Origin of the sequence: Clostridium tetanomorphum (assembly GCF_017873215.1) — a bacterium.
In the GTDB taxonomy this organism is placed as follows: Bacteria; Bacillota; Clostridia; order Clostridiales; family Clostridiaceae; genus Clostridium_AO; species Clostridium_AO tetanomorphum.
In genome coordinates, this window is record NZ_JAGGKA010000001.1 from 41,128 (window position 1) to 66,602 (window position 25,475).

A 25,475-nucleotide genomic window follows, 5' to 3' on the forward strand; every position below is an offset into this window, starting at 1 on the left:
ATATGGTAATAAATATAGAATTAAATAATTTAAAATATAGATATGATGTTTATCAAATATTTAATCTTTTTTATCCCTTTAATGCATTAGTTTTTGAAGAGACTAATGCCCAATACAAAATATATATAGAAGAGAATAAAGTAATAGCACAACATAAAGACAATTATAAAGAGTATTTTATGAAAGACAGTAAACAAAGAAAAAGAGATATAAAAAAAGCTATCTATTTATTTCTAAAGGATGAGACAGGTAAGAATTTTCCATGGGGAACTCTTATAGGAATAAGACCAAGCAAAATAGCTCTTTCTTTTCTAAATGAAGGTAAAAGTCAGGAAGAAATAATAAATTATTTCAATGAAAATTATTTAGCTAGTTCAGAAAAAGCAAAATTGTGTATAAGAATAGCAGAAGTAGGAAAAAAGATGGTAAATAAATATGAAGACAATATAAGCATATATTTAGGAATGCCTTTTTGTCCTACTAGATGCTTATATTGTTCGTTTACTTCTAATTCTGTTAGCGGTTGTAAAAAATTAGTTAAACCTTATATTAATTCTTTAATATATGAAATTGAGGAAATTTATAAGTTTATAAAGGAAAACAATTTGAATATACAAACAGTATATTTTGGAGGGGGAACTCCTACAGCAGTAAGTAATGAAGAATTTGAATATATTATGGAAAAAATATATAATAAGTTTATATGTGGCAATAATATAGAAGAATTTACTGTTGAATGTGGAAGGCCTGATAGTTTAACCTATGAAAAGTTTTTATCCATGAAAAAATATAAAGTAAGTAGAATAAGTATAAATCCTCAAACTATGAATGAAGATACCTTAAAATTAATTGGAAGAAATCATTCTGTTTCTGAAGTGATAGAAAAATTTAATTTGGCAAGAGAATTAGGTTTTGATAATATTAATATGGATGTAATAGTGGGATTACCAGGAGAAGGTTTAGAACATATTAAAAACACGTGTGAAGAAATAGCAAAGTTAAAACCAGACAATTTAACAGTTCATGGTATGTCATTAAAAAGAGGATCAAAACTTTATGAAAATATGGAACATTATTTAAAACAAATAGATCAAAATGAATTAAATCTCATGTATAGAGAAACTGTAAAATTAGCAGAAGTTTTAGGAATGTCACCTTATTATATGTATAGACAAAAAAATATGTTAGGTAATATGGAGAATGTAGGATATTCTTCACCTGGTAAAGAAGGAATATATAATATTCAGATGATAGAAGAAAAGCAAACCATTATTGCTATGGGAGCAGATGCAGTAACCAAGGTTATATTTTTAGATGAAAATAGAATTGAAAGAGTTCCCAATGTAAAAGATGTAATAGAATATAATAAAAGAGTAAAAGAAATGGTAGAAAGAAAGTTTATAGAACTCAAAAAGTTGTATAAATAATAATACAAAATTCAAGCAACTTAAATGTTGCTATAATAAATTTAATAATTATCAACTCATAGTAGTTGATAAAAGGAGGAAAAGAAATGGGAGAAGCATTAAAAGGATTAAAAAGAACCATAATGTGTGGCGAACTTAGAGAATCCCATGTAGACAGCACCTACACTGTAATGGGTTGGGTTCAAAGAAAAAGAAACCTAGGAGGACTTATTTTTATAGATTTAAGAGATAGAGCAGGAATCCTTCAGGTAGTATTTGGTGAGGAGATAAATAAAGAAGCTTTTGATAAGGCTGATACTGTTAAATCAGAATATTGTATAGCAGTTACAGGAAAAGTAGTAAGAAGAGAGTCACCAAATACTACTTTACCAACAGGTATGGTGGAATTAAAAGGTGAAAGTATTAAAATATTATCTGAGTCAGAAACACCACCTATATACATAAAAGAAGATTTGGATGCTTCAGAGAACATAAGATTAAAATATAGATACTTAGATTTAAGAAGACCAGATATGCAAAGAATATATAAGATTAGACATAAGGCTGCTAAAGCTGTAAGAGATTTTATGGATTCCCAGGGATTTTTAGAAGTGGAAACTCCAATACTTACTAAAAGTACTCCAGAAGGGGCAAGAGATTATCTTGTACCAAGTAGAAATTATCCAGGAATGTTTTATGCATTACCACAGTCTCCACAATTATTTAAACAGTTACTTATGGTATCAGGTTTTGATAAATATTTCCAGATAGCTAAGTGTTTTAGAGATGAAGACCTAAGAGCAAATAGACAACCTGAATTTACTCAGATAGATTTAGAAATGTCTTTTGTTGAGGCCGATGATGTAATGGAGTTAAACGAAAGATTAATTCAATATGTATTTAAAAAGATACTAGATGTAGATGTTAAACTACCTATTGAAAGAATGCCTTACAGAATAGCTATGGAGAAGTATGGTAGTGATAAACCAGATTTAAGATTTGGTATGGAAATAGAGAATGTAAGTGAAGTAGTAGCAGAGTCTGAATTTAAAGTATTTAGAGATGCTTTGGATAATGGAGGTTCTGTACGTGCTATAAAAGCGGAAAATTGTGCTGATATGGGAAGAAAACAAATTGATAAATTAACTGACTTTGTAAAGACTTTTAAAGCTAAGGGATTAGCATGGATAGCTTATAAAGAAGGAGAGATAAAATCTCCAATAGCTAAATTTTTATCAGAAGATGAAATGAAAGCTATATTAGATAAGATGAATGCAAAAGTTGGAGATTTGATTCTTATAGTATCAGATGTTAAAGACAAAATTGTATTCCAAAGTCTTGGACAATTAAGATTACATTTAGCAAAAGAATTAGACTTATTAAAAGACAATAAAGAATTTAGATTTGTATGGATTACTGAGTTCCCATTACTTTCATATAATGATGAAGAGAATAGATGGGAAGCAGAACATCATCCATTTACAATGCCTATGGATGAAGACATTCAATACCTAGATTCAGATCCGGGAAGAGTAAGAGCAAAAGCTTATGATATGGTATTAAATGGAGAAGAATTAGGTGGAGGAAGTATAAGAATACATGTTTCTAGTCTTCAGGAAAAAATGTTTAAGGTATTAGGATTTACTCAGGAAAAAGCTTGGGAGAGATTTGGATTCTTACTTGAAGCATTTAAATATGGTCCACCACCACATGGCGGGTTAGCATTTGGATTTGATAGAATGATAATGTTCTTAGCGGGAACAGAAAATATAAAAGATGTTGTTGCTTTCCCTAAAAATCAAAATGCATTCTGCCCATTAACAGAAGCTCCTAATGTAGTAGATGAGATTCAATTAAATGAACTTCAAATAAAAACAAAATAGTTAATTTAAACTGCTTAGTCTAAATTTATAAAAAATTTAAAAAAATATATATTTTCAATAACAGATTTCTGTAGTATAATATTAATAAATAAAAGAACATTTCCTACTGTGTTTGTATAAATAGATTCATATTGAGCCAACACATTTTTAAAGGGAATCGGACTCTTCTTGTGGAATTGATGCTTAGATTTTATTTAAGAACAAGAAGCAAGAAGGAGATGCCCACCTGCTAAGGGCAGGTTCAAACATAATCTATTTAAGCGGCACGGTGGGATTTTACTTTAAGGAATGTCAAAAAGCTAGTATGTATTTACTAGCTTTTTTCTATTCTAGGTTTTACATAATATAAATATATAACAATTATATTGTGGCATTTTTTGTTAAATAGTAGAATTTTGGGAAGGCGTGCTTTCAAATGAGTTTGCAACAATTACAGTCAAATTTATTGTTTTTAGGAAAGGATTATGAGGTAGTTCAAATTATATATAATGATGATAAAATAAAAATTTTTATTAGAGGCAAAAACATTGAAATATATATACCAAAAATAATTAAGAAAGTTGATTATAAATATTTAATATGGGGAAAATTAAAAATATGGTACAGGGAAATGTGTAGAGATATAATTGAAGAAAAGCTTAATAATTATTGTAGGATTTTAAATGTTAAATATAATAATTTTAGAATTAAAGATCAAAAAACTAGATGGGGAAGTTGTTCAAGTAAAAATAATTTAAACTTTAACTGGAGAATTATAATGGCTCCAGAATGGGTATTAGATTATATAATTGTACATGAATTATGTCATTTGATTCATTTTAATCATTCAAAGGATTTTTGGAATGAAGTAAGAAAATATATACCTAATTATGAAGAAGCTATATTATGGCTAAAAGTCAATGGATACAAATTAATGAGTATTAATTAATTTTGTAATTTTTAAACTATATCAATCATAAAAATAATTAATAAAATATAATGCAATTTATTATAAAAGGAGTGTAGTATATGAATCTTGAAGTTAGAGATATTATTAAAAAGAAGATTTTAGATACTAAATCTATAGTTATTGATTATAAGTACTATTCAGAGAAAATAGGTAACGATCCTGAAGTAGTAGAACTTTTTAAAAAAATTCAAGCTGAAGCTTCCATGCAAGTGGAAGAGTTAGAAAATTTATTAAATAAGTATGAAAATGGACTATTTAATAATGCTGGAATACATTAATATAATTATTTATTCCACATCTACCACTGCTAATACTCTCACTTGTTAAGTGGGAGATAAGCAGTGATATGAGTTATTTTAAGTTTTATATGGAAAGATCAATTTTTTAATAAATTTCACCTTAAGCCAATAACTGTTTCATAGATTAAATGAATTTATGATGCAGATATTCAAGAAGGTAATATAAATTCATTTAAATATAAGAAAATATTTATTTAAAAGTAAAAATAAGGTATAATTAAATTGTATTGTTAGAAAGGGGCAATTTATACATGGAAAAGACTCTTGTACTTATAAAACCAGATGGAATTAAAAGAAGATTAGTAGGTGAAATAATTAGTTTTTATGAAAGAAAAAGCCTAAACATAGTAGCTTTAAAAATGACAAAAGCAAATAAAGATATTGTAGAAGAGCATTATAAGGAACATAAAGGAAGAGAATATTACGAAGAATTAATAGCTTATATAACACAAGACAAGTTAATAGCTATGATTATAGAAGGGGAAAATGTAATAGCAATGATTAGAAAAATAAATGGAATTACAGATCCTCTAGAAGCTGATATGGGAAGTATCAGAGGAATGTATGGAACTAGTAAGCAAATAAACTTAGTACATGCTTCTGATAGTGTAGAAAGTTCTAGGAGAGAAATAAACATATGGTTTCCTGAGATGGAATTTTAATATATTCAATATTTTAAATTTTTAAAAAAGAAGGAATTTATATTGTTATTATAGAATATTAATTTATATTCACTTTATGATTAAGAAACTAAATAGAAAGGTGCGTGAAAGGATGATATCAAATAAAGATGAAGTGATAAAACTAGCAGAAGAAATACTTTCTTTACTTAAAGTAAATGGATATAACATAGAACAAATGACTCCAGAAGAAGTAAGCAAGCTAGTAGATGAATATTTAAAAGATATGTATGAGGATTTTATAGACAGTCATGAAGATATTTTTAGAGAAATTGAATTTTCCTATGAAAGTTTTGAAGATTTTTATAAGACCTTTACAAAAAGTGTGAGAAACAAGGAAATACATATAGAAAGTTATTTAAATTAAAAAGCGATTTACATAAATTTCATAATTTTAAATATACATAAGAGAAAAAAGTGGAGAATTTTATAATCTCCACTTTTTTTAGGATAGGAAAGATAAAAATTTCACAAAGTTATGCAAATGTAATATAATATCAGTAAACAAAAGATATATGTTACTATTAATTACATATGATGAACTTTTTTCTTGAGAAGTTAAACTTTAAACATTATAATTATATTAGTAAATATATAAGGAGCTAGTTTTATGAAAGCTAAAGTTAAAAAAATAGATGAAAGATATGTTATATGTTTAAGAGAAGATGGAATAATAATTGATATACTTGTAGATTTTTTAAAGGAAGTTAAATCAGGAGACATTTTAACAATACCGGATATAAGAAATGATAAAAAATTGTAAACATAATTTATTATAAGCATATATTATTAAGTAGTTATTGCTATTGGATTAAGGAACGATGTAGGGAGGGAATTATGATAAGAAACAATAATTACAATTTGGAAAAGACGATAAGTTATATAGGACAAATTGTACTGGATAATAAAAAATTTCATGAATATAAAAGTAACAAAAATAACTTATCACTAATGCTTGCTATTGAGACTATAATAAAAATGGATTTTGACAATTATAGTAAAGAAGATATATTAAAAAGAGTAGAGACTATTGAAAAGTTTTATGATTTAGATAATCCAGATATGGTTTCAAATAAAATTACTGGAAAGAGCTTTTATGTGTTTAAGCCTGTTAAAAAATTCACAAATTAAATAATATCGTGTATTACAATTTCCTCTAGAATAAAACTTCTTTCTTTAGAAAAAATAATAAAGAAAGGAGTGTTTTTATGCCTAATAAGATGAGGAGTACTAAAAATAATAGAAAGCATGATGGGAAGTTTAGAAAAAAGACTATAAAGCATGATCCGCAAGCAGAAAGTTCAAGAGCTGTTTTTGGAGAACCAAAGGCTAAAGAATTAGATTAATCATTGGAGGAATTAAATATGTTAGAAGGAAATATAGATGAACTAAAGCTAAAGGCAAAAAAAATGCTTATAGATGGCAAAACAATGGATGAAATAAGAAGAGAGACTAGACTTAGAGAAAAAGATATAAAGAGAATACAATCAGAGATAACAGCAAAATTTTAATATAAGATTTTGAAAATAAAATTATAATAGAGAGCAGATTTAAATTAATAAAAGATAAATTTGCTCTCTATATTTTTTAATATAAAATAGCATGATAAATATTAAAAAGTGTCATTTTTTATTTACTTCAATTACTTGACCAGAGCCATTATAAATTTTAAGCTTTACTATATAATCATAAGTTTCTTCATAAGGTTTTGAAATTCTATTATAATCATTAATTGTATCATATAACGTTTTATCAGTGGTAAAATATTTATCTAAGTCATAGTTTATATATATTTTTTGTTCTTTTATATTATCTATATTGAAATTCTCTTTTAATACATAAGTTGGTATGCTACATTTTAAATATAATTGCCCTTTTTTGGGCTTTTCTAAAGTAATACGAGAGACATGCCAATAGTTATTTTTTTTATTTAATATTCCATAGGCATTTATATAATCTTTTTTTAATTCTTTGTAATTAGTATAAATAGCAGAATCTACAATATTTTTATCTATAGATGATATTTTATAATCTAAATAAAGAACTCTTCCTCTAAAAGTATCTTTTCCAGGATTAATACGACTTTCTAATTGTACGGTTTCACCATATATTTGGACAAGCAGTGGTGGTATGCACATAGATAAAAGAACTAATAAGGGAATTAAAGATACTAATAAGTATTTCTTTGTTTTAGTTAATGTAATCATACTTATATACCTTCCTTTCTTAGTCTTTCAAAATAATAACCCATAGATAAAAGTATTATTCCACCAATAAGGAAAAATAAAGATTTAGGTAAGAAATCATATGCCATATCAAAATAAAATCTTAATATAGTAATACATAGTAGAATAAGAGAAGTTAGACTTCCTTTTTTTATTAGTATTAAAAGATATATAAAAAACAATATAGAAAATATTATAGAAAGTTTAGAAGCTGTATTAAGTGAAAATAAATTAATATTTTCCCAATGATATTTATAGGTTAGTATTATTCCTGTTACACCAAATATTAAATTGCCTTCAATTTTAAATATTTCTTTATTGTTTTTAAAAGGAGTATAGTAGAAAACAATACCTATAATAAAAACTATAAAGGCAGTATAATTAGATATTGCGTCAATTTTTAAGATAAAGTTTATTAAAATATCTAATAATAATAGATTATTTAAAAATGCAAGTTTTCCAGAATTCTCATATATTTTATTATTTATCAAATACATTAAAGGCATTATTAACATAAATATATATAGATTAAAGTTAAAAGAAAAATATTGATTTATATATATAAAAAGCAATCCTTGAGAAAAGAAAAATAAAATTTTGTCTTTGAATAGAATTACGTATGGAATAACGCCTATAAACCAAAGTAAGAATGATGTACTAACATAGCCGCTATAATTAAAATTTTGAGTTGTCAAAAATATTCCCGAACCGTATATAAGAGAGCTTAAGTATAAAAAGCTTTTACTAGTTTTAGGATAGCTATCATAAACTTTAAAACTTATCATATTAGAAATAATAAATAGTGATATTACTATAATGAATTTAATGAGTCTAGTAAAACCTTCCCAATTACTAGCTATAAAAGTTAATATTCCAAGTCCTATAAGAATAGATCCAATAATTAATAACACTCTTATAAAATTTATATTACTACCAACATTGTAATAAGATAAAATAGTTTCTTTTTGCTCTTCAGTGATAATACCTTCATCCTTAAATAAGATTAGTTCTTTTTTTAAAAAATTAAATTTGCTAGAGGAAATAGTTCTCTTACCCATAGTTACCTCCTTGGTGATTGTAATGTGGAATATAATTTAAAATGAATCTTTATAACATTCTGTATTTTTTTAGTGCAGTTATTTTTATTATATGCAAAAATCATAATTACTATAGATGAAGCAATAGCTAAAGCAAATAGAGTCATATTAGGCTCTTCCTTTCAATGATATACTAATTATTATATTATACAATTATATAGAATAAGAAAAAAACTTATAAAGAAATTATAAAGTTTTATAAGTTTATGCCAATATAATTTATAATAAAGCATGTAGGAGGGACCTTTCTATGAATGAAAAAATATTAATTGTTGAGGATGATAAAGATATTGCTTTATGCATAAAAGAATATATTGAAAAAAAAGGATACATCGGTATATGGGCATCTACAGGAAAAGAAGGATATGAGGAATTTAAAAGAGATAAATTTCAGCTTCTAATATTAGACATTATGATGCCTGAAATGGATGGATTAACCCTTTGTAAAAATATAAGACTCATAAGTGATGTACCAATACTTATTATAAGTGCTAAAAGTGAAGATTATGATAAGGTTAAGGGTCTAAATTTAGGAGCTGATGATTATATTACAAAACCCTTTAGTTTAACTGAACTTTATGCAAGGATAGAATCTCATTTGAGGAGATATAGAAGATATAATTCTATAAAAGAAAATGCTAACATTATAACTTATAATAATGGTCTTGTTATATATGAAGATGGCAAATATGTTGAAGTTGATGGGGTTAATATACACCTAACTTCAAAAGAATTTGAACTTGTCATGTTAATGGCGCAAAATGCCAAAAAAGCTTTTACTAAAAAGGAGCTTTATGAAACAGTATGGAGTGAGCAGGATGTAGATGGAAATAATACGGTAACAGTTCACATAAAAGAAATTAGGGAAAAGTTAAAGGATGATGTAAAAAACTCAAAATTTATTGAGACTGTATGGGGAATAGGTTATAGATTTATAGGAGAAAAAATAATATGAAAATAAAAAACTGGCTTATTTTTTCATATATAACAGTAATGCTTATTCCAATATTAACTGCAGTAATACTTTTCTTTTGGATGGAAAGTTATAATAAGCAAACAGAAATAAATGACTATGTGACAAACATGAGAAAATTTGAAAAGTATGATGAAGTATTAAATGATGAAAATATTTTTATTCATCCTCCTAAAGAACTTAATTTAATTGATGAAAAAGATAAAAGCAATACAAAAATAGAACTATACGATAAAAACGGAATACTAGTATATTCATCTAATAATGAAACTATGAGTATCCCAATATCTACAGAACAACTTTATAAGGAGCTTTATGAAATAAAACATGGATTTAGGGCAGATACATTTAAAAAACCTATTTTTAGTAAAGGTGATTTAATTGGGATTTATAAAATAACTATAATGCGTACAAAAATAGTTAAAGGTGTAAATTATATAACACTAAAGGCTTTTGCTATATTTATTACAGTATTTTTTATAGTTTTAATATCCATGATTAAATTAATGGATAAAAAATTTAATAATCCAATTTTACTTTTGATAACGGCTATGCAGGATTTTGCACGAGGAAAAGAAACTTCTATAAAATATAAGTCACAGGATGAAATAGGAGAACTCATAAAGCATTTCAATAATATGAAAAATGAACTTGAACAAAAAAATGTTCAAATAGAAAAAGAACAAAAATCTAAAGAGTATATGATAGCAGCAATATCACATGATTTAAAAACTCCTTTAACGGCTATAAGAGCTTATGCAGAACTAATTAATTCTAAAGATGAGGAAAACAGTATTAGACATGTTTGGAGTATATTAAATAAATGCGATTACATGACTAATATGTTAGAGGATTTACTAATGTATACGGTACTATCTTCAAATTATACTATGAACTTTGTTAATGTAGATGGAGAAGAGTTTTTTCAAATGCTTTTTTCAGGCTATGATGAAGTTTGTTTTAAAAATAATATAAGGTTTGAAACTGAAATAAATGTTAATGGAAGTTTTAATGTTGATGTTAAGCAAATGATAAGAGTAATTGATAATTTAATGAGTAATGCAATTAGATATACAGAGGAAGGAAAGTGGATTCATATGGGAGTATTTTGTCATGAAGCTAATCTTCCTAATTGGATATGCCAGGATGAACAGCAAAAACTTAAGGAATTTAGAAAAGAAGGGGCAGTTATATTAGTTAAAAATGAAGGTGAAGAAATATCAAAAGAGCATATAGAAAGAATTATGGAACCTTTCTATAAAGTGGACAACTCCAGAAATAAGAAGGTAGGAACAGGACTTGGATTAAGCATAGTAAAGTTGATTATTGACAATCATCATGGAAAAATGACTATTTTATCAAGTAAAGAAACAGGAACATTAATAGCTTGTTTTTTAAAAAATGAAGGGATGGATTAAGATATGATTAAAAAAAGAGTTATAAGTATTTTTATAGGAGCTTTAGTAGGTGTTACTGCATTAGTAGGTTGTGAAACAAAAACTAGTATTTTACCAGAAAAAATAGTAGCTCATGCTATGGAGGTAGATAATAAAGTAAAACCTTATTATGGAGAAAGTAGAATGGTAATATACGGTGAAGGTAATAAGATTGTTGAAGATACAATTCTAAAAGAATGGTATGATACTTCCAACAATAAAATGAGGATTAGAATTGAAAGTTATGATGATAAAAATAATATGTTAAGCACATGTACAAATGATGGAAATAATATATTAATGTATATGAGCAAGGATAAAAAAGTTTTAACTATGAAAAGTATAAATAGTATGGATATGCCTATAAAATCTCAAAGGGAGCAAACAAAACAACTTTTAGAAATTATAAAGAAAAGTCATAATGTAACTACTGTAGGAGAAGAAAAAGTAAATGGTATAGAAGCGTATCATATAAAAGCAGTACCAAAAGAAAAGGATAGCTTAATAGGTAACCAAGATATGTGGATAGATAAAAATAATTGGTTTGTGGTTAAAAGCATTTCTTTAGCCGGAAATACAAAAATAGAATGTGAATATACAAAGTTAGATTTTTCACCTAAGATAGATGATAGTCTTTTTACACAGAAAATTCCTTCAGATGTGAAGGTGGAGAATTTAGAGAATATGGGTCCAAAAGTAAAGGAAATGAGTTTAAAAGATATAAAAGGTTTTTTAGGAAACTCCTTTTCATATTTCTCAGAAACATCAGGCTATAAAATTAATAAAATATCACTTAATCAGTACAAAAGCAAAGTAGCAGATGATGAAATAATTATGGATTATCAAAAGAATAATAAACCTTGTTTTAGTATAAGCCTTAGAAAAGGAAATAAAGCTAATTCAGAGAATGGTAAAATCCCTGGTGAAAAATATGTAACTATAAGGGGACAAAAAGGATTTGTTATAAATGATGGTATTTGCATAATTGGATGGACAGAAGGTAATGTAAATTATAGTGTAATATTACAAGATAATAGCATAAAGTATAAAGAGTTTATAAAGACTTTAGATAAGATGGAAGTGTATAAATAATTTTAAAAAGCTTAAGTCAAAGAAGAATTTTGACTTAAGCTTTATTAATTTATTATAATGGTAGTAGAAAATGGTAAAAGTATTGTATAATATTTTTATAAATAAAGAGTAAATATATTAATGGGAAAGTTAGGTGATAGCAATGAAACCTATAATTATGTTTATAACATCATGGTGCCCATATTGTAAAAAAGCACTTCTATGGATGGAGGAACTGAAGAAAGAAAATCCACAGTATGAAAATGTTGAAGTAAAAATAATTGATGAGGAACATGAATCTGAAATAGCTAAAAAGTATAGTTATTATTATGTTCCCACATATTATGTGGATGGAATAAAGGTTCATGAAGGAGTGCCTACTAAAGATATAATTAAAGATGTATTTGAAAGGACAATTAAATAAAGCTACTAATTAATAATTTTTATATAAGGCGGTGCTTAATTTGAATATTGATTTTGATAAAATAGTAAATGATGTAAGTGTAGAAGCTAGCAAAGAGGCTGTAGCTTCAGCTTCATCAATATTATCTTTACCAGAAGATATTGCAGATGATGTGGAAACATATAAACTACTAATAGCCTACACAAATTCATTAGTTGCAAAATCTCTTGAAGAATATCATAAAACTATTATGAAAGAACTTAAAAAAGATTAATTTAGAAAATATGTACGGCAAAATGAGAGTGTAAATAAAGCACTCTCATTTTGCTATGTATTAAAATAAAAAATTATAGTCAGAAAAATAGTAATTTGTTCGTATTAGATTATGAGAAGCTTCTTAAGGGAGATTGTAGCAGAGGGAGGAAAAATATGAATGTAGACAGTACAAACTTTGTAAAAGAAATAAAAAAGAAGAATACAAGAGCTCTAGAGTTTGTAATAGATAACTATAGTAATCTAATTTTTAAAGTTATAGGTAGTGTATTAAATTCCAGCTTTCATTCTCAATATGTAGAGGAATGTGCAAATGATGTATTTTTAGCTGTATGGAATAATATTGAAAGTTTTGATGAGAAAAAGGGAGAATTTAAATATTGGATTACTGCTATAGCAAAATACAAAGCTATAGATTACAAAAGAAAGTTATTTAAGCAAAGTACTGTTCATCCTATTGAGGATTATACATTACAGGATACTGTGAATTTAGAAGAAATTATAGTAGGAAAAGAAAATAGAGAAGAACTTTTAATGGCTATAGATGATATGAAGGATGCAGATAGGGAGATATTTATAAGAAGATATTTTTTATATGAGGGAGTAGAAAATATAGCAAGAACTTTTGGTGTGAATAGGAATTTAGTAGATAAAAGACTTTCAAGAGGACGTAAATTTTTAAAGGAAAAGCTTATGCTTTTGAAAGGAGAAGTATTATGAATAATAATGATTTTAATTTAGAAGAAAAGGATATATATAAATTGTTTAATGGAATAAAAATTGAAGAAAGTGAGTTTAATGATATGAATGAAGAAGTAGACCAGATTCAAAAAGAAAGAATAAAGAAAAATTTAAATAAAAGGGTAAAAGGCAAAAAAGGTTCAAAAGCTTTAAAGTATGGTTCTATGGCAGCAGCCATATCAGTAGCATGTTTCATAGGAATTAAGGCAGCTCCCCCAACTTTTGCAAAGAATATTCCAGTATTAAATTCTATAATACAAATGCTAAAGAACGAAGATGGAGATCATGGGGAATATGAAAAGTACTCTCAAATTGTAGATAAGAGTGTTACAGATAAGGGAGTAACTCTTACTATAAATGAGATATTAGCTGATGAATCAAAACTTGTTATAAGTTACACAATAAAAAGTGATAAAAAAATTAAAGATTTGGAAGTATATCCCTTACAAGGATTTTTAAAAATTAATGGTAAAAATTTTTCTGGTAGTGGAGTTAGTCGAGGAAAGTATATTGACGATTATACCTATGTTGTTAGTGAAGAGGCAGATATTGATTCATTTAAAGCACCTGAAAAATTTAATGTGGATTTAGAGGTTAGTGAGATAGCAAATATAAAAGGTAAGTGGAACTTTGATTTTAGTGTATCAAAAGAGGAAATAGCCAAAAGTAGTACTATAATTAAACCAAATAAAAAAGTAAGTTTCCCAGATAGTAATATAACTATAGATAAAGTAGTATTATCTCCTATAGGAACTTATATTTTAATAAATGGAGAATTCAAAGATAAAGTGAAAAATAGAAACATACCAGCAGGAGAAATGTTTGAATATAATTACTGGGTAGCTTATGATGATAAAGGAGTGGAACTTATACCAAATGGGATTGGTGCTGGAGCAGCAGATTCTTCAAAATTTAGCAGTAAGATGGCTTATACAAAAGTAAAAGATATTCCTAAGCATTTAACTATATTACCTTTAAAATGGACTCCTACAGGAGGTGGCGGAGTTGATGAAAACGGCAAAGAAGTACATTATTCAATAGAGGAAAGTAAAAAACCTAAGGAAGTAAGTAAAATTATAGATGGAAAATATCCAATAGAGATTTCACAAGGAAAAATGGGAAAACTTATAATAAAGGAAATAAAAACAGAAAAAGATAAGACTATAGTTAAATTTACTGCGGAAGGTAAAGCACCTTATACTCAAGGAACTAGCCTTTCTATAAAAGATGCATTTGGAAAAGAGGTTAAAATTAAAGATAGTGATATAAGAAAAAATGAAGAAAAACCTAATGAATTCACCATGGAATTTGAATCATTAGATCCTAATAAACAATATAGAGTATGTACAACTGACTTTGCTAATGTTGAAGTGGGAGAAGATTTAAAGTTTAATATTGAGATTAAATAGGTAAAGATAAATAAGAAATAAAAAATAATAAAGAATAAATAGGGAGAGAATTTTTGCTTATAGCAAAAATTCTTTTCATGTTTATAATAAAAATTTCTAAAGAAATTTTAACAATATTTATTCTTTATTATCTATAATTTAAGTTTTTGTGGTTGTTTGCAACTAAATATTCTTACAATATTGTAATATTTCTGTTTTATATGTAAGCAGTTAGTTATTGTTATAAATAATAAATGATATATAATATAAATGTATATATGAAAAATAATTCTTAAATGGAAAAAGGAGATTTTATGGAAAAGTGTATTATAAATGGACATGAATATAGTAAGATTGAAAAAATTTTAGATGAAAAAAAAGTAAATTTATTAAGTTTGGATTTAATTTGAAAGGTTTTATGCCTTATGCTCATTGCAAAAAAGCTATTTCTATAAAAGTATATAAATTTGGAGTTTTACTACCTACAATTATATTAGGATTTATACCAACTCTTTTAGGTATTATTTTGGAAAATTCTAATTTGGCTGCTATTGGAACCTTAATGATTGCCATGGGATCAGGAGATTTTATGATATTTTGGATAATAAAAAATTTACCTAATGTTGCTTTAGTTAGTGATCATCCAGTAAAGCCTGGTTGTGTTGTCTATGTGGGAAAGTAAATTATAGATTTTTATGAAGGGGGATAAAAATGAATTTTAAAAGATTGTGTTCAAAAATTTTTGTAGCAGTATTTGTGACTACTGCTATACTAAGTGGAAGTACTTCACAAGCAAAATGTGCAGAGATAACTGAGGGTAATTTAAAATCAAAAGTAGTACCTTTAAAAACTGTGCAAGCTAGAAATGGCCTTGATGATTTTAACTCACTTCAAACTATTTTGAAGGATAAAAAGATTGTTGCAGTTGGAGAAGCTACTCATGGAACTAAGGAATTTTTTCAAATGAAGCATCGCATGTTTGAGTTTTTAGTAGAAAAAATGGGGTTTAGATTATTTGGTATAGAAGCTGCCTTTGGAGAATGTAGAGCAATTAATGATTACATTCTTTATGGAAAGGGAAAAGCGGAAGACGTTGTTAGTGGTATGGGATTTTGGACTTGGTCAACTAAGGAAGTAGTGGATATGGTACAGTGGATGAGAGCATATAATGGAGATCCTAATCATAAAACTAAAATAAAATTTTACGGATTTGATATGCAATCAGCAAATAAAGATAAAGAAATTGTATTGAATTATATAAAAAAAGTAGATAGTAAGTCTTTAAAAAATTATAATGATGCTTTATCTAAATTTAATGTAAATGAATTAACTGCAATTAAAAATAAGGTTGGAGCATTAAGTATTGCTTTTGAAAAGAATAAAAATCAATATATTTCAAAATCATCCAAGAGTGAATATGAGATTACACAGCAGCATTTAAACATTATTATTCAATGTTTAGATTTAACAATAAAAAATAAAGGATTTATGGCAAATGCTTCAGAAGTTAGAGATTATTATATGGCCCAAAATGTTAAATGGATATTGAATTATGAAAAACAGTTTGGAAATGATAAAATAATGCTTTGGGCACATAATGGACATGTGGCAAAGAAGTTCCCTGGTTATGTTTCTATGGGACAAAATTTAAAAGGAATATTTAAGGATGATGTCTATGTTATAGGACAAGAATTTTACAAAGGAAGTTTTAGAGCAATTTCACATTCAATTTTCCCAACATCGGATTCAAATAGAAGTAGACTTAGAGAATTTAATATAGAAGATTCTTATTCAAACACATTTGCATATAGACTTGAAAAGGCTAATGTACCATTATATTTTATAGATTTTAAAGAAGCTTCCAAAGATAAGGATATTGATAAATGGCTATCTGAAAATCAACTTGTTCATGAAATAGGGGCAGTATATTCACAAATATTTCAAAGTATGTCATTATGTCCACAGGTTCCAAAAGAAGCATTTGATGGAATTATATTTATAAGGGAAACATCAGCGTCAATTGATATAAAATAATAATTTGCTAGATAAAATTTATAGTTTTACTTAAGTAATAGAAAAAGGACTTTTCGCAATACATATCTATGCATTGTGAGATAGCCCTTTTGTATTTCTATAATAATTTGCATTATAGGTTTTAAGGTTACTCAAAATTTTTAGTATTTCTTGTGAAGATAAATTAGGATTAAGATTTGATAAAAAGCTATATATAGCACCATTAGATAGTTTAGTTGGAGCTAATAAAGAATTTTTTGTTGTATTTTCTATATTGTAATTACTTAAAAGTTGACACCATTTATTATTTTGTGCAAAAGCTAATTTTTTATATATAATTATTGATTTATTTAGATTTGTACAAATTATATTTATAAAATTTTTATTTATAATATCATTAGTATATACGATAGAAGAAAGTATAGAGTTTATCTCTTTTAAATGAATATTACAAGGAAGCTTATTTGTGATATCAGTCATAATTTTAAATATATCCACAGGATTTTTATATCCTAATGATAAGTAACAATTAGCTAATTCACTAAAATGCTCCTTAATTATTTTTAATAACGAGCTATCTAAAGTATAACAAATAAGAGGAAAATTTAGATTGTTAAGCAACTTTTCTATGAATAAATTTAAATTAGTACAATCTATATTTTCTTCAATAAAATTAATTAAATGGCATATAGAAATACCAGAAAGAGGTCCAGTTTGAGAGTAAGTGATAACTTTTTTACAGGTATGGTTTTCCTTATAACCTAATTCATAAATTACTTCAATTAAATTCATATAACACATATCTAGAACTAATACATCTATACTTATGTTGTAATCTTTTTTTATTAAATTTATAGCATAGCACATTTCGGGTATTCCCATAATATAAAAATTATCTAGAGTTATATCTGTAAGACCTCCAATATAAGATATACCATGACCAGATACAAGAAGCATATAGTGTTTAGCTGGAAAATTGACTATACCCCATTTTATAAAATTATATAAAGTTTTAGGATCTGCCATATTCAAAAATCCCATATCTTGAATAAGTATTTCTTTTTCATCCATTATTATATATCGTCTAACACCAGACCATTCATGTATTTCTTTAGGAATAATTTTTGATGGATTTACCATAGTAACTAACATGTTATTAGCCTTACCTATTTGGGTAACTATATTTATATTTTTAGTAGAAGTACATTTTTTTGAATTAATAAAGCTTCTATAAATTTCAGGTGACATTTCATTATTTCCATTATTGTAAATCAATAATGTCCATTCTTTTATATCATTAAACATTTTATTATCACAACCACTATAATATTTAAAGAAAGCCCCAAATAAAGGGGCATTTTATTCTATTATATCTATATCTATAAGGTCTAAAAAATTGATTCCTCGGGATGGTTCAAGTTCACAAGTAGGTCCTATTATAGTTCTATTATCGCAGCCACCACCACTTTGATTGCTGCCTCCTTTTATAGCTACATTAATTAAACCTGGCTGGTAACAACCAATTAAAGTAAAATTATATTCGCCTATATTAGGATGGACATTAGGTTGCACATCTGCATTACTTAAATTATCCCATTTTATTACTCTTACAGTTTCATTAGGATCAAATAAACAAGAACTATTTGAATTTGGAGGATTAAATATTAATATATCTAAATCTGATGCATCATCTATAGGTACTGTAGTTCCATTTTTTGAAACACTTACTAAATCATGATTTGGGCAAAGTTCTAACTCCCAGTGGCTTATTTCTGTACCAACAGTAGGTCCTGTTTTAGTAATAATGTATATCCAGGTTTGCTCAAATCTATTTGTTTGAGGGTTAAATTCACATTGTGGAAAACCAGCTTTTAAAGCTATATCATAATTAAGATTGGTCATAATATCACCTCTTTTTATTTGTAATGGTTACCCATATTTCAAGTAGTACTTATTCATACTCAATAAATTGAAATATTAACAATGTTAAAGATTGGATGAAATAAGTTTATCTATTTTATTATATTAGTTATACACTAACTAAGTTACTTAAATTAATATAATCTTATATTGCTAGCTTATGTAATAATACATATATGTAACAATATATATAAGAAAACATATAATTATATTAGATGTAAAAGCTATTTCAGGGGGATTTTATTTTGAATAATAAACTAAAATATGATTGTGGATGGAGTGAAAAGATAATAGAGGTTAAGCCCTGTGAATTTTCTAAAAAAGTCAAAATAAATCTTCAGCCAGCCCCCCTTTCATCATTATATGTAACTTATGTTGATATAGAAAAAATACTTAAATTTCTAATAGTTTTTATTATTATTAGAAATAGATGGTTTAAAAAGAAAGGGTACTATTTTAAAAAAATTCCTTAAATTATTTTATAGCTTTAGTATAAAGCTAAGTACTTATTAGTAATACTTAAAAATAAATATTATATTTAGAGTAATTTAAGGGGTGATATTATGGGAACAAAAATAAAAGATGTAAAAGATATAAGAGATACGAGAGATTCAGTTGTAAGACAGGCTGCAACATGTAATACTATAACAGCACTTCCGTGTTCCATATGTCAAAAAACTACTTTAGATCCTATTAGTTTAGATAATCTTTTGCAAATAACAGTAACAGCTACCGTAAATAATGTATGTGTAAATAAAACTTTAGCCATAGGTGCTTATACTATGTGAACAAATAGAAGATCAATCTGGAACTACAAATAGGGTGATTTCAACACAAATATTCACAAGGCCAGCTAGTACCGGGAGTACCTGTGAAAGTGTAACTCATGATTTTATATTTGTTATTCCAGATACCTGTCGTCAAACAAATAGAATATTTAAAGCTACAGCCGTAGCTAATTACATTTTAGACAATACAGATTGTGAATGTCCATGCTCTTAACATCAGTGTTTTTTATTTCAAATAGAATAAATTTTAGATTAATAGGGTAAGGGGAAGTCTTACCCTAATTATTTTTTCGTATTTTAAATACAACAGGTTGTATCTGTGGGTCTAAAGATATTATAGCTATGAGTAGAAAAAAGATACCTCCTTTGCTAGAATAAATGCAGGTTCGCCAAGCGCATTGATAATATTTGATAGACATGCAAACTTGAAATATAAGTGTGAAAGAATTTATTGACTTGTTTACAGGTGGTCATGACTTTATGAAAATTTATATATTAAATATACTGATAATAATTTATTAATAAAATAAGATAAAAAATTATTTAAATTAAGGAATATGTACAATTATTTACAAAATTATTTAAAATATTGACAAAATCGCTATTTATTCTTATAATTATTGGCATATGATAAAATTTTATATTTAAATATAGGTGCTAATTTATGGATTAGTGAAAAGGGAAGTAGGTGAAAGTCCTACACGGTCCCGCCGCTGTAACAGAGGAGTTTAACTATATTACCACGGAGTTTACCGGAAGGGTAGTTTAAATTATGATACTGAAGTCAGAAGACCTGCCTATATTTTGTTACACTTAACTTTACGGAGGATAGAGGAGGTGAATTTATTTTGAACAAATAAAGTGCCCTTTATTAACTTTTTAAAGCTTAATAAAGGTTTTTTTTATTTTAATTATTAAAAAAATTAAATAAGAATGAGATATGTAACTCATAGGAGGATTTGTATGAAAATTAAAAAAATTACAAGTATGATTTTGATGACAGTTTTAATGGCAGTATCTATTTCAGGATGTAAAAATTCAAAGGATGTAAGTAATAGTGATACTAATAAAAATGAAAAGAAAATTACATATCTATATGTACATGCTACAAATACATTAAATCCACACTTAAAAGCAAGTGGAAATATTCCCATAAGAGCTGGTATTGTTGAAACTCTTGTTAAAATTGATAATAATTTCACTCTTAAACCATGGTTGCTTGAAAGCTTTAGCAGCAATGACGGAAGACACTGGGAATTTAAGGTCAGAAAAGGTATAACCTTTCATAATGGAACTATGTTAGATGCAGCTATGGTAAAGGCAAATATTGAAAACTGTACTAAAAATAATCCAGGCATTAAGAATACATTAAATATTGAATCTATGGATGCTAGAGGAGATATTTTAAAAATTATTACAAAAAAGCCAAATGCATCATTACCATCAGAATTTGTTCATCCTAGTACAGCCATAATAGATGTAAACGCTTCCGATAAAGATACAAAGCCTATTGGTACAGGTGCTTTTAAGGTTGAAAATTTTAAATCTAATGCATCTATACAGTTAGTAAAGAATGATAAATATTGGGATGGAAAAGTAAAGCTTGATAAAGTAAGTTTTGAATTTAACCAAGATGCAAATGCAAGACTTCAAGCGTTACAGTCAGGATATGCAGATATAATTTTTAAACCTGCATCAGAGGCTATAAATAAACTTAAAAGTGATCCAAAATTTACAATTGATACTACACCAGGATTACGTACAAATGTATTGTTATATAATGTGAAGAAACCAATTATGTCCAATGAGTATTTTAGAAAAGGTTTAGATTCACTTATCAATAGGAAAGAAATAGTGGAAGGCATAATGTCAGGACAAGCTACTGTGGCATATGGTCCGTTTATGGAGAAACTTCCTTTTGCAATAGATTATGAAAAAAATGAATTTGGATTAGATAAAGCTCTTGAGCATTTCAAGAAAGCAGGATTAACTGTAACCAATGGTAAAGTATCAGATAATGGAAAGCAATTAAAGTTAAAAGTAGTTTCATATGCATCAAGAGTAGAATTACCACAGATTGCACAAATTGTTCAATCAAATGCTAAAAAATTAGGCTTAGAAATAGAAATAATTTTAGTTGAAGGTGAAAATGTTGATGAATATTTGAAAAATAATGATTGGGATTTTTGTGTATATTCATTACTTACAGCACCAAGAGGGGATGCAAGCTATTATTTAAATTCTTGTGTTGTACCTGGAGGAGTTTTAAATCATGGACATATTAATGACGCTGATTTGATATCAATAGTTAACAAATTAAATAGTTGCACAGATGAAACAAAAAGAAATCAAGTTGCTAGAGAGGCTGTTACAATAATAAACCAAAAAACATATAATTCATATATAGCATATCCAAATGTAATTGTAGCGTATAATAATCGTGTTGCTAATTGGGTAACATCACCAAGTGAATTTTATATGATAACAAAAGATTTGGATGTGAAATAAAAAAATGTATGGAATAATTAAGAAATTTGGTAATGTTCTTTTATTTATATTTCTACTTTCCTTTTTTAGCTTCATAATTTTAAAATTAGCACCAGGAGATCCTGTAATGAATATATTAGGCACTCAAGAGTTAGCTGCCACAGAACAAGATGTAGCACAAATGCGTGAGCAATTGGGACTTAATAAACCAATAATAATTCAATATTACGATTGGTTAAAGAAAGTAATTCACTTAGATTTGGGAAATTCAATAATAACAGGTAAATCTGTTATAAGTCAGATAGGAAAAGCATTCCCATATACATTTATATTAGCCTTAAGTTGTATCATAGTAATGTTAATTATAACAATACCTTTAGGAGTAGCATCTGCTTTTTATAGAAATGGCATAATAAATAAAATAAGTGAATTATTTAATATTATAGGATCATCAATACCAGGATTTTGGCTGGGCTTTATATTGGTAGATATTTTCGCAATTAGATTAAATTTGCTACCTTCTATGGGCATAGGGGGAATAAAACATATTATTCTACCAGCATTAACTTTAGGTATATCAATGGCCCCACCTTATGTTAGATTGCTAAAGACAAGTTTAATTGAGAGTATGGATCAGGATTTTATTAGAGCTGCTCATGCAAAAGGAGTACTAAAGGGAAGAATATTCTTTTTTCATATTCTTAGAAGAAGCTTAATCCCTTTGCTTACTCTCTTTGGAATGAGTATGGGAAGTCTTATGGGAGGAACAGTTGTTATTGAAGTTTTGTTTTCTTATCCTGGATTAGGTAAACTTGCTATAGAGTCTATAACTAATAGAGATTATCCTATGATACAGGGGGTTATTTTATTTATTGGTATGATTGTATTTATTATTAATCTTACTGTAGATATATTATATCGTTTTATTGATCCTTCTATAGCTATTAAGGAGGCTGAGCAAGTTGAAGTTTAAAATAAATTTCATAGTAATTTTCTTTACTTGTATAATATTGATAATGATTATTGGTAAAAAATTTACCCCTTATGACCCTAATTTAGTAGATATGTCAATTAGATTACAATCACCTAGTGCTGAACATATACTTGGAACAGATAACTTAGGAAGAGATGTGTTTTCCAGAGTACTTGCAGGGGCTTGGACCACTGTTGGTACAGGGATTATAATACTTATGTTATCACTACTAATAGGAATTCCTATAGGATTACTATCAGGATATGTGGGAGGAAGAATAGATTGGATAATTATGAGATTTATAGATGCATTTCTTGCTTTTCCTGATTATATAGTGGCAATAGTATTAAGTGGTGTTCTTGGATCAGGTACATTTAATCTCATACTTGCTATAGTAGCTGTAAAATGGGTTCGTTATGCTAGACTTGTGAGAAGTACCGTGAAATCTGAAAAAATGAAAGATTATATTTTTATGGCTAAGCTTAATGGTATGGGTACAATATCAATATTAGGTAAGCATTTAATACCACATGTTTTAGGAAATGTTATGGCAGTAGCTACTATGGATATGGGAAAAATAATAATTATGATTGCCTCTCTTTCATATATTGGATTAGGAGTGCAGCCACCAAATCCAGAATGGGGATCTATGCTTAATGAGGGAAGAACTTTTTTTCAGAGTGCTCCATATTTGATGATTGCTCCAGGTCTAGCCATAGTAATTGTGGTGCTTGCGGTAAATTTGTTTGGAGATTCAATTGGCAAACAATATAGTACTAATAGACAAAAGAGGTGATAATTATGTCTATACTTAGTATAAAGAATTTAATAATACATTCTCATGGTATACCAATAGTGGACAATATAAATCTTTCAATAGAACAGGGAGAATGGATGGCATTAATAGGTGAAAGCGGGAGTGGGAAGAGTGTAACAGCATCTTCTGTAGGACTATTGATTCCTAAAGACTTAGAACTAGTTTCAGGAGAAATTAACTTTAATGGAAAAGATATGAGAATGTTAGGAGAAGAAGAACTAAGAAAGATTAGAGGAAAAGAAGTTGCATATGTATTTCAAGATTATCAAAATGCATTTACCCCTTTTATAAAGATTGGAAAGCAGATTGATGAAATGATAAAATGCCACATAGATATCCCAAAAGAAGAAAGAAAAAATATAATAATCAAAGCTTTAAATGAGGTAGGATTAGATGAAAAAAGAGTATTTAATAGTTATCCATTTCAACTAAGTGGAGGGCAATTACAAAGGGCGGCTATTGCACAAGCAGTTATACTTAAACCTAGGCTTTTGATAGCTGATGAACCAACAACTGCTCTGGATGCAGTTAATGCTGTAAAGGTGCTAAAGCTATTGCAAGAAGTAAAAGAAAAAACAAAGTGTGCAGTATTATTTATAACTCACGATTTGAGATGTGCAAAAAGTTATGCAACAACAATGGCTATTATGCATAGTGGAAAAATAGTTGAGATAGGCAGTAAGAACAATATAGTAAATAACCCCAAACACAGCTATACTAAAAATTTATTTGCGTCAATTCCCCCTATGCAACATGTACCGGATCGTTTACCAATAACAGATAAATATTATATTGTATAGGCAGTGGAAAAAGGAGAATAACCACATGGAGAATATTAATATTTGCAAAAGCAAAACAGAAGAAAAGTTATTAATTGTAAATGGAGTTATAAAAAAATACTCAAATGAATATCTAGCTGTCAAAGAAGCATCTTTTTCAATGAAAAAGGGTGAATGTCTTGGATTGGTAGGTGAAAGTGGAAGTGGAAAAAGTACTCTTGCTAGATGTATACTCATGCTTGAAAAAATGACAAAAGGAGAAATATGGTTAAATGGACAAGCTCTTCATAATATAAAAGGAAGTGATTTGAAGAAAAAACAAAGAAGAATGCAAGCAGTATTTCAAAATCCAACTTCTTCATTAAATCCAAAGTTGAAAATTTTAGACTCATTAATAGAACCATTAGATTATCAGTGTGATATAAATCCGTCTTTCTTAAAGGGGATAAGAAGTAATAGAAGAAAGTCAGCACAAGTACTTCTTGACATGGTACAAATACCTACAAAATATTTAGATTGCTATCCTCATGAATTAAGTGGTGGACAAAAGCAAAGAATTATAATTGCACGTGCTATAAGTGTAGAACCATGGCTTATAGTATTAGATGAACCTACTGCTAGTCTTGATGTATCAATCCAAGCAAGAGTATTAAATTTATTAAAAGATCTTCAACAGAATCTTAAACTTTCATATTTTTTCATTTCCCATGATTTAAGTGCGGTTAATTTTATGTGTCAGCGAATGATGGTGATGAAAGATGGTAAAATTGTAGATAGATTTAGTAGAAAGGACTTATTTAATGAAGAAAGAAGTTCTTATACAAAGCGGCTATTAGAGATTTTTGGAACATAAATAATTAATTTTGGAATAGAG

General features: G+C 27.3%; 31 protein-coding genes, 1 other RNA gene and 1 riboswitch. Of the genes, 28 read left to right on the forward strand and 4 right to left on the reverse strand.

All coding sequences use genetic code 11. From position 1 onward, the window contains the following. Positions 1-2: 2 nt before the first annotated feature. From J2Z24_RS00210 to J2Z24_RS00260, 11 genes are all read left to right on the forward strand, one after another. On the forward strand, positions 3-1,427 hold the full coding sequence (locus J2Z24_RS00210; RefSeq protein ID WP_035144212.1) for a coproporphyrinogen III oxidase: 1,425 nt from the start codon (positions 3-5) through the stop codon (positions 1,425-1,427). Positions 1,428-1,513: 86 nt separating this feature from the next. Then, complete coding sequence (aspS, locus tag J2Z24_RS00215) at positions 1,514-3,289, forward strand: aspartate--tRNA ligase (protein WP_035144213.1); 1,776 nt, start codon at positions 1,514-1,516, stop codon at positions 3,287-3,289. Between the two features lie 97 nt (positions 3,290-3,386). Continuing rightward, positions 3,387-3,568: non-coding RNA, 6S RNA (ssrS, locus tag J2Z24_RS00220), on the forward strand. Positions 3,569-3,704: 136 nt separating this feature from the next. Beyond that, positions 3,705-4,217 carry a M48 family metallopeptidase gene (locus J2Z24_RS00225; protein WP_051593071.1) on the forward strand — a complete coding sequence of 171 codons (513 nt, stop codon included), beginning with the start codon at positions 3,705-3,707 and terminating at the stop codon, positions 4,215-4,217. 80 nt (positions 4,218-4,297) lie between these two features. Further along, on the forward strand, positions 4,298-4,516 hold the full coding sequence (locus J2Z24_RS00230) for a hypothetical protein (RefSeq protein ID WP_035144214.1): 219 nt from the start codon (positions 4,298-4,300) through the stop codon (positions 4,514-4,516). Between the two features lie 272 nt (positions 4,517-4,788). Beyond that, entirely contained in the window at positions 4,789-5,199 is a 411-nt protein-coding gene (gene ndk, locus J2Z24_RS00235) for a nucleoside-diphosphate kinase (protein WP_035144216.1), read from the forward strand. A gap of 112 nt (positions 5,200-5,311) precedes the next feature. Further along, the gene (locus J2Z24_RS00240; RefSeq protein ID WP_035144218.1) at positions 5,312-5,584 is read left to right on the forward strand and encodes a hypothetical protein; all 273 of its coding nucleotides are present in this window, start codon (positions 5,312-5,314) and stop codon (positions 5,582-5,584) included. Between the two features lie 243 nt (positions 5,585-5,827). Beyond that, positions 5,828-5,980 (forward strand): hypothetical protein, encoded by a 153-nt coding sequence (locus J2Z24_RS00245; RefSeq protein ID WP_156950167.1) that lies wholly within the window; start codon positions 5,828-5,830, stop codon positions 5,978-5,980. A 74-nt stretch (positions 5,981-6,054) separates the two neighbouring features. Further along, entirely contained in the window at positions 6,055-6,348 is a 294-nt protein-coding gene (locus tag J2Z24_RS00250) for a hypothetical protein (RefSeq protein WP_035144219.1), read from the forward strand. Positions 6,349-6,425: 77 nt separating this feature from the next. Beyond that, positions 6,426-6,563, forward strand: coding sequence for a CPC_1213 family protein (locus tag J2Z24_RS00255; protein WP_173680008.1), 138 nt, complete (start codon positions 6,426-6,428; stop codon positions 6,561-6,563). An 18-nt stretch (positions 6,564-6,581) separates the two neighbouring features. Continuing rightward, positions 6,582-6,728, forward strand: a complete 147-nt coding sequence (locus J2Z24_RS00260) for a hypothetical protein (protein WP_173680009.1) — start codon at positions 6,582-6,584, stop codon at positions 6,726-6,728. A 111-nt stretch (positions 6,729-6,839) separates the two neighbouring features. Here J2Z24_RS00260 and J2Z24_RS00265 read toward each other — a convergent pair whose 3' ends face one another. Beyond that, complete coding sequence (locus J2Z24_RS00265) at positions 6,840-7,424, reverse strand: GDYXXLXY domain-containing protein (RefSeq protein ID WP_035144220.1); 585 nt, start codon at positions 7,422-7,424, stop codon at positions 6,840-6,842. Between the two features lie 2 nt (positions 7,425-7,426). After that, on the reverse strand, positions 7,427-8,500 hold the full coding sequence (locus tag J2Z24_RS00270; RefSeq protein ID WP_035144222.1) for a DUF2157 domain-containing protein: 1,074 nt from the start codon (positions 8,498-8,500) through the stop codon (positions 7,427-7,429). A gap of 289 nt (positions 8,501-8,789) precedes the next feature. Here J2Z24_RS00270 and J2Z24_RS00275 point away from each other — a divergent pair, with 289 nt between their 5' ends. From J2Z24_RS00275 to J2Z24_RS00315, 9 genes are all read left to right on the forward strand, one after another. Then, positions 8,790-9,494: a response regulator transcription factor gene (locus J2Z24_RS00275; protein ID WP_035144223.1), complete on the forward strand. Its 705-nt coding sequence runs from the start codon at positions 8,790-8,792 to the stop codon at positions 9,492-9,494. Next, positions 9,491-10,930 carry a HAMP domain-containing sensor histidine kinase gene (locus J2Z24_RS00280; protein WP_035144225.1) on the forward strand — a complete coding sequence of 480 codons (1,440 nt, stop codon included), beginning with the start codon at positions 9,491-9,493 and terminating at the stop codon, positions 10,928-10,930. Before J2Z24_RS00275 ends, J2Z24_RS00280 begins: the two co-directional genes overlap by 4 nt. 3 nt (positions 10,931-10,933) lie before the next feature. Then, positions 10,934-12,040 (forward strand): LolA family protein, encoded by a 1,107-nt coding sequence (locus tag J2Z24_RS00285; protein WP_035144226.1) that lies wholly within the window; start codon positions 10,934-10,936, stop codon positions 12,038-12,040. Between the two features lie 142 nt (positions 12,041-12,182). Next, the gene (locus J2Z24_RS00290; RefSeq protein WP_035144227.1) at positions 12,183-12,443 is read left to right on the forward strand and encodes a thioredoxin family protein; all 261 of its coding nucleotides are present in this window, start codon (positions 12,183-12,185) and stop codon (positions 12,441-12,443) included. Between the two features lie 40 nt (positions 12,444-12,483). Further along, entirely contained in the window at positions 12,484-12,696 is a 213-nt protein-coding gene (locus J2Z24_RS00295; protein WP_035144229.1) for a hypothetical protein, read from the forward strand. A 155-nt stretch (positions 12,697-12,851) separates the two neighbouring features. Next, positions 12,852-13,415 carry a sigma-70 family RNA polymerase sigma factor gene (locus J2Z24_RS00300; RefSeq protein WP_035144230.1) on the forward strand — a complete coding sequence of 188 codons (564 nt, stop codon included), beginning with the start codon at positions 12,852-12,854 and terminating at the stop codon, positions 13,413-13,415. Further along, entirely contained in the window at positions 13,409-14,845 is a 1,437-nt protein-coding gene (locus J2Z24_RS00305) for a DUF4179 domain-containing protein (RefSeq protein ID WP_372440060.1), read from the forward strand. The genes J2Z24_RS00300 and J2Z24_RS00305 overlap by 7 nt, the downstream gene beginning before the upstream one ends. A gap of 385 nt (positions 14,846-15,230) precedes the next feature. Continuing rightward, positions 15,231-15,506, forward strand: coding sequence for a DUF3267 domain-containing protein (locus tag J2Z24_RS00310; RefSeq protein ID WP_051593072.1), 276 nt, complete (start codon positions 15,231-15,233; stop codon positions 15,504-15,506). Positions 15,507-15,535: 29 nt separating this feature from the next. Further along, positions 15,536-16,858: an erythromycin esterase family protein gene (locus J2Z24_RS00315; RefSeq protein ID WP_035144233.1), complete on the forward strand. Its 1,323-nt coding sequence runs from the start codon at positions 15,536-15,538 to the stop codon at positions 16,856-16,858. A 66-nt stretch (positions 16,859-16,924) separates the two neighbouring features. On the opposite strand, the gene J2Z24_RS00320 is transcribed toward J2Z24_RS00315, so the two are convergent. Together J2Z24_RS00320 and J2Z24_RS00325 are read right to left on the reverse strand one after the other, a co-directional pair. Next, positions 16,925-18,142, reverse strand: coding sequence for a clostripain-related cysteine peptidase (locus tag J2Z24_RS00320; protein WP_051593073.1), 1,218 nt, complete (start codon positions 18,140-18,142; stop codon positions 16,925-16,927). Between the two features lie 54 nt (positions 18,143-18,196). Further along, complete coding sequence (locus J2Z24_RS00325; RefSeq protein WP_035144234.1) at positions 18,197-18,739, reverse strand: hypothetical protein; 543 nt, start codon at positions 18,737-18,739, stop codon at positions 18,197-18,199. 263 nt (positions 18,740-19,002) lie between these two features. On the opposite strand from J2Z24_RS00325, the gene J2Z24_RS00330 reads away from it, so the two are divergent. The 8 genes from J2Z24_RS00330 to J2Z24_RS00365 all read left to right on the forward strand — a co-directional run bounded on the left by J2Z24_RS00330 (position 19,003) and on the right by J2Z24_RS00365 (position 25,454). Further along, positions 19,003-19,230, forward strand: a complete 228-nt coding sequence (locus J2Z24_RS00330) for a hypothetical protein (RefSeq protein ID WP_035144235.1) — start codon at positions 19,003-19,005, stop codon at positions 19,228-19,230. A 90-nt stretch (positions 19,231-19,320) separates the two neighbouring features. Further along, on the forward strand, positions 19,321-19,545 hold the full coding sequence (locus J2Z24_RS00335) for a hypothetical protein (RefSeq protein ID WP_035144237.1): 225 nt from the start codon (positions 19,321-19,323) through the stop codon (positions 19,543-19,545). Positions 19,546-19,579: 34 nt separating this feature from the next. After that, the gene (locus tag J2Z24_RS00340; RefSeq protein WP_185665892.1) at positions 19,580-19,759 is read left to right on the forward strand and encodes a hypothetical protein; all 180 of its coding nucleotides are present in this window, start codon (positions 19,580-19,582) and stop codon (positions 19,757-19,759) included. A gap of 421 nt (positions 19,760-20,180) precedes the next feature. Beyond that, a riboswitch (cobalamin riboswitch) is annotated at positions 20,181-20,360 on the forward strand. Positions 20,361-20,508: 148 nt separating this feature from the next. Continuing rightward, on the forward strand, positions 20,509-22,053 hold the full coding sequence (nikA, locus tag J2Z24_RS00345; RefSeq protein WP_162175669.1) for a nickel ABC transporter substrate-binding protein: 1,545 nt from the start codon (positions 20,509-20,511) through the stop codon (positions 22,051-22,053). Between the two features lie 4 nt (positions 22,054-22,057). Further along, positions 22,058-23,005 carry a nickel ABC transporter permease gene (gene nikB, locus J2Z24_RS00350; protein WP_035144238.1) on the forward strand — a complete coding sequence of 316 codons (948 nt, stop codon included), beginning with the start codon at positions 22,058-22,060 and terminating at the stop codon, positions 23,003-23,005. Then, complete coding sequence (nikC, locus tag J2Z24_RS00355; protein WP_035144239.1) at positions 22,995-23,801, forward strand: nickel transporter permease; 807 nt, start codon at positions 22,995-22,997, stop codon at positions 23,799-23,801. The genes nikB and nikC overlap by 11 nt, the downstream gene beginning before the upstream one ends. Before the next feature lie 5 nt (positions 23,802-23,806). Continuing rightward, positions 23,807-24,622 carry an ABC transporter ATP-binding protein gene (locus tag J2Z24_RS00360; RefSeq protein ID WP_035144241.1) on the forward strand — a complete coding sequence of 272 codons (816 nt, stop codon included), beginning with the start codon at positions 23,807-23,809 and terminating at the stop codon, positions 24,620-24,622. Positions 24,623-24,647: 25 nt separating this feature from the next. Then, positions 24,648-25,454, forward strand: a complete 807-nt coding sequence (locus J2Z24_RS00365; RefSeq protein ID WP_051593074.1) for an ABC transporter ATP-binding protein — start codon at positions 24,648-24,650, stop codon at positions 25,452-25,454. The last annotated feature ends 21 nt before the right edge of the window (positions 25,455-25,475 follow it).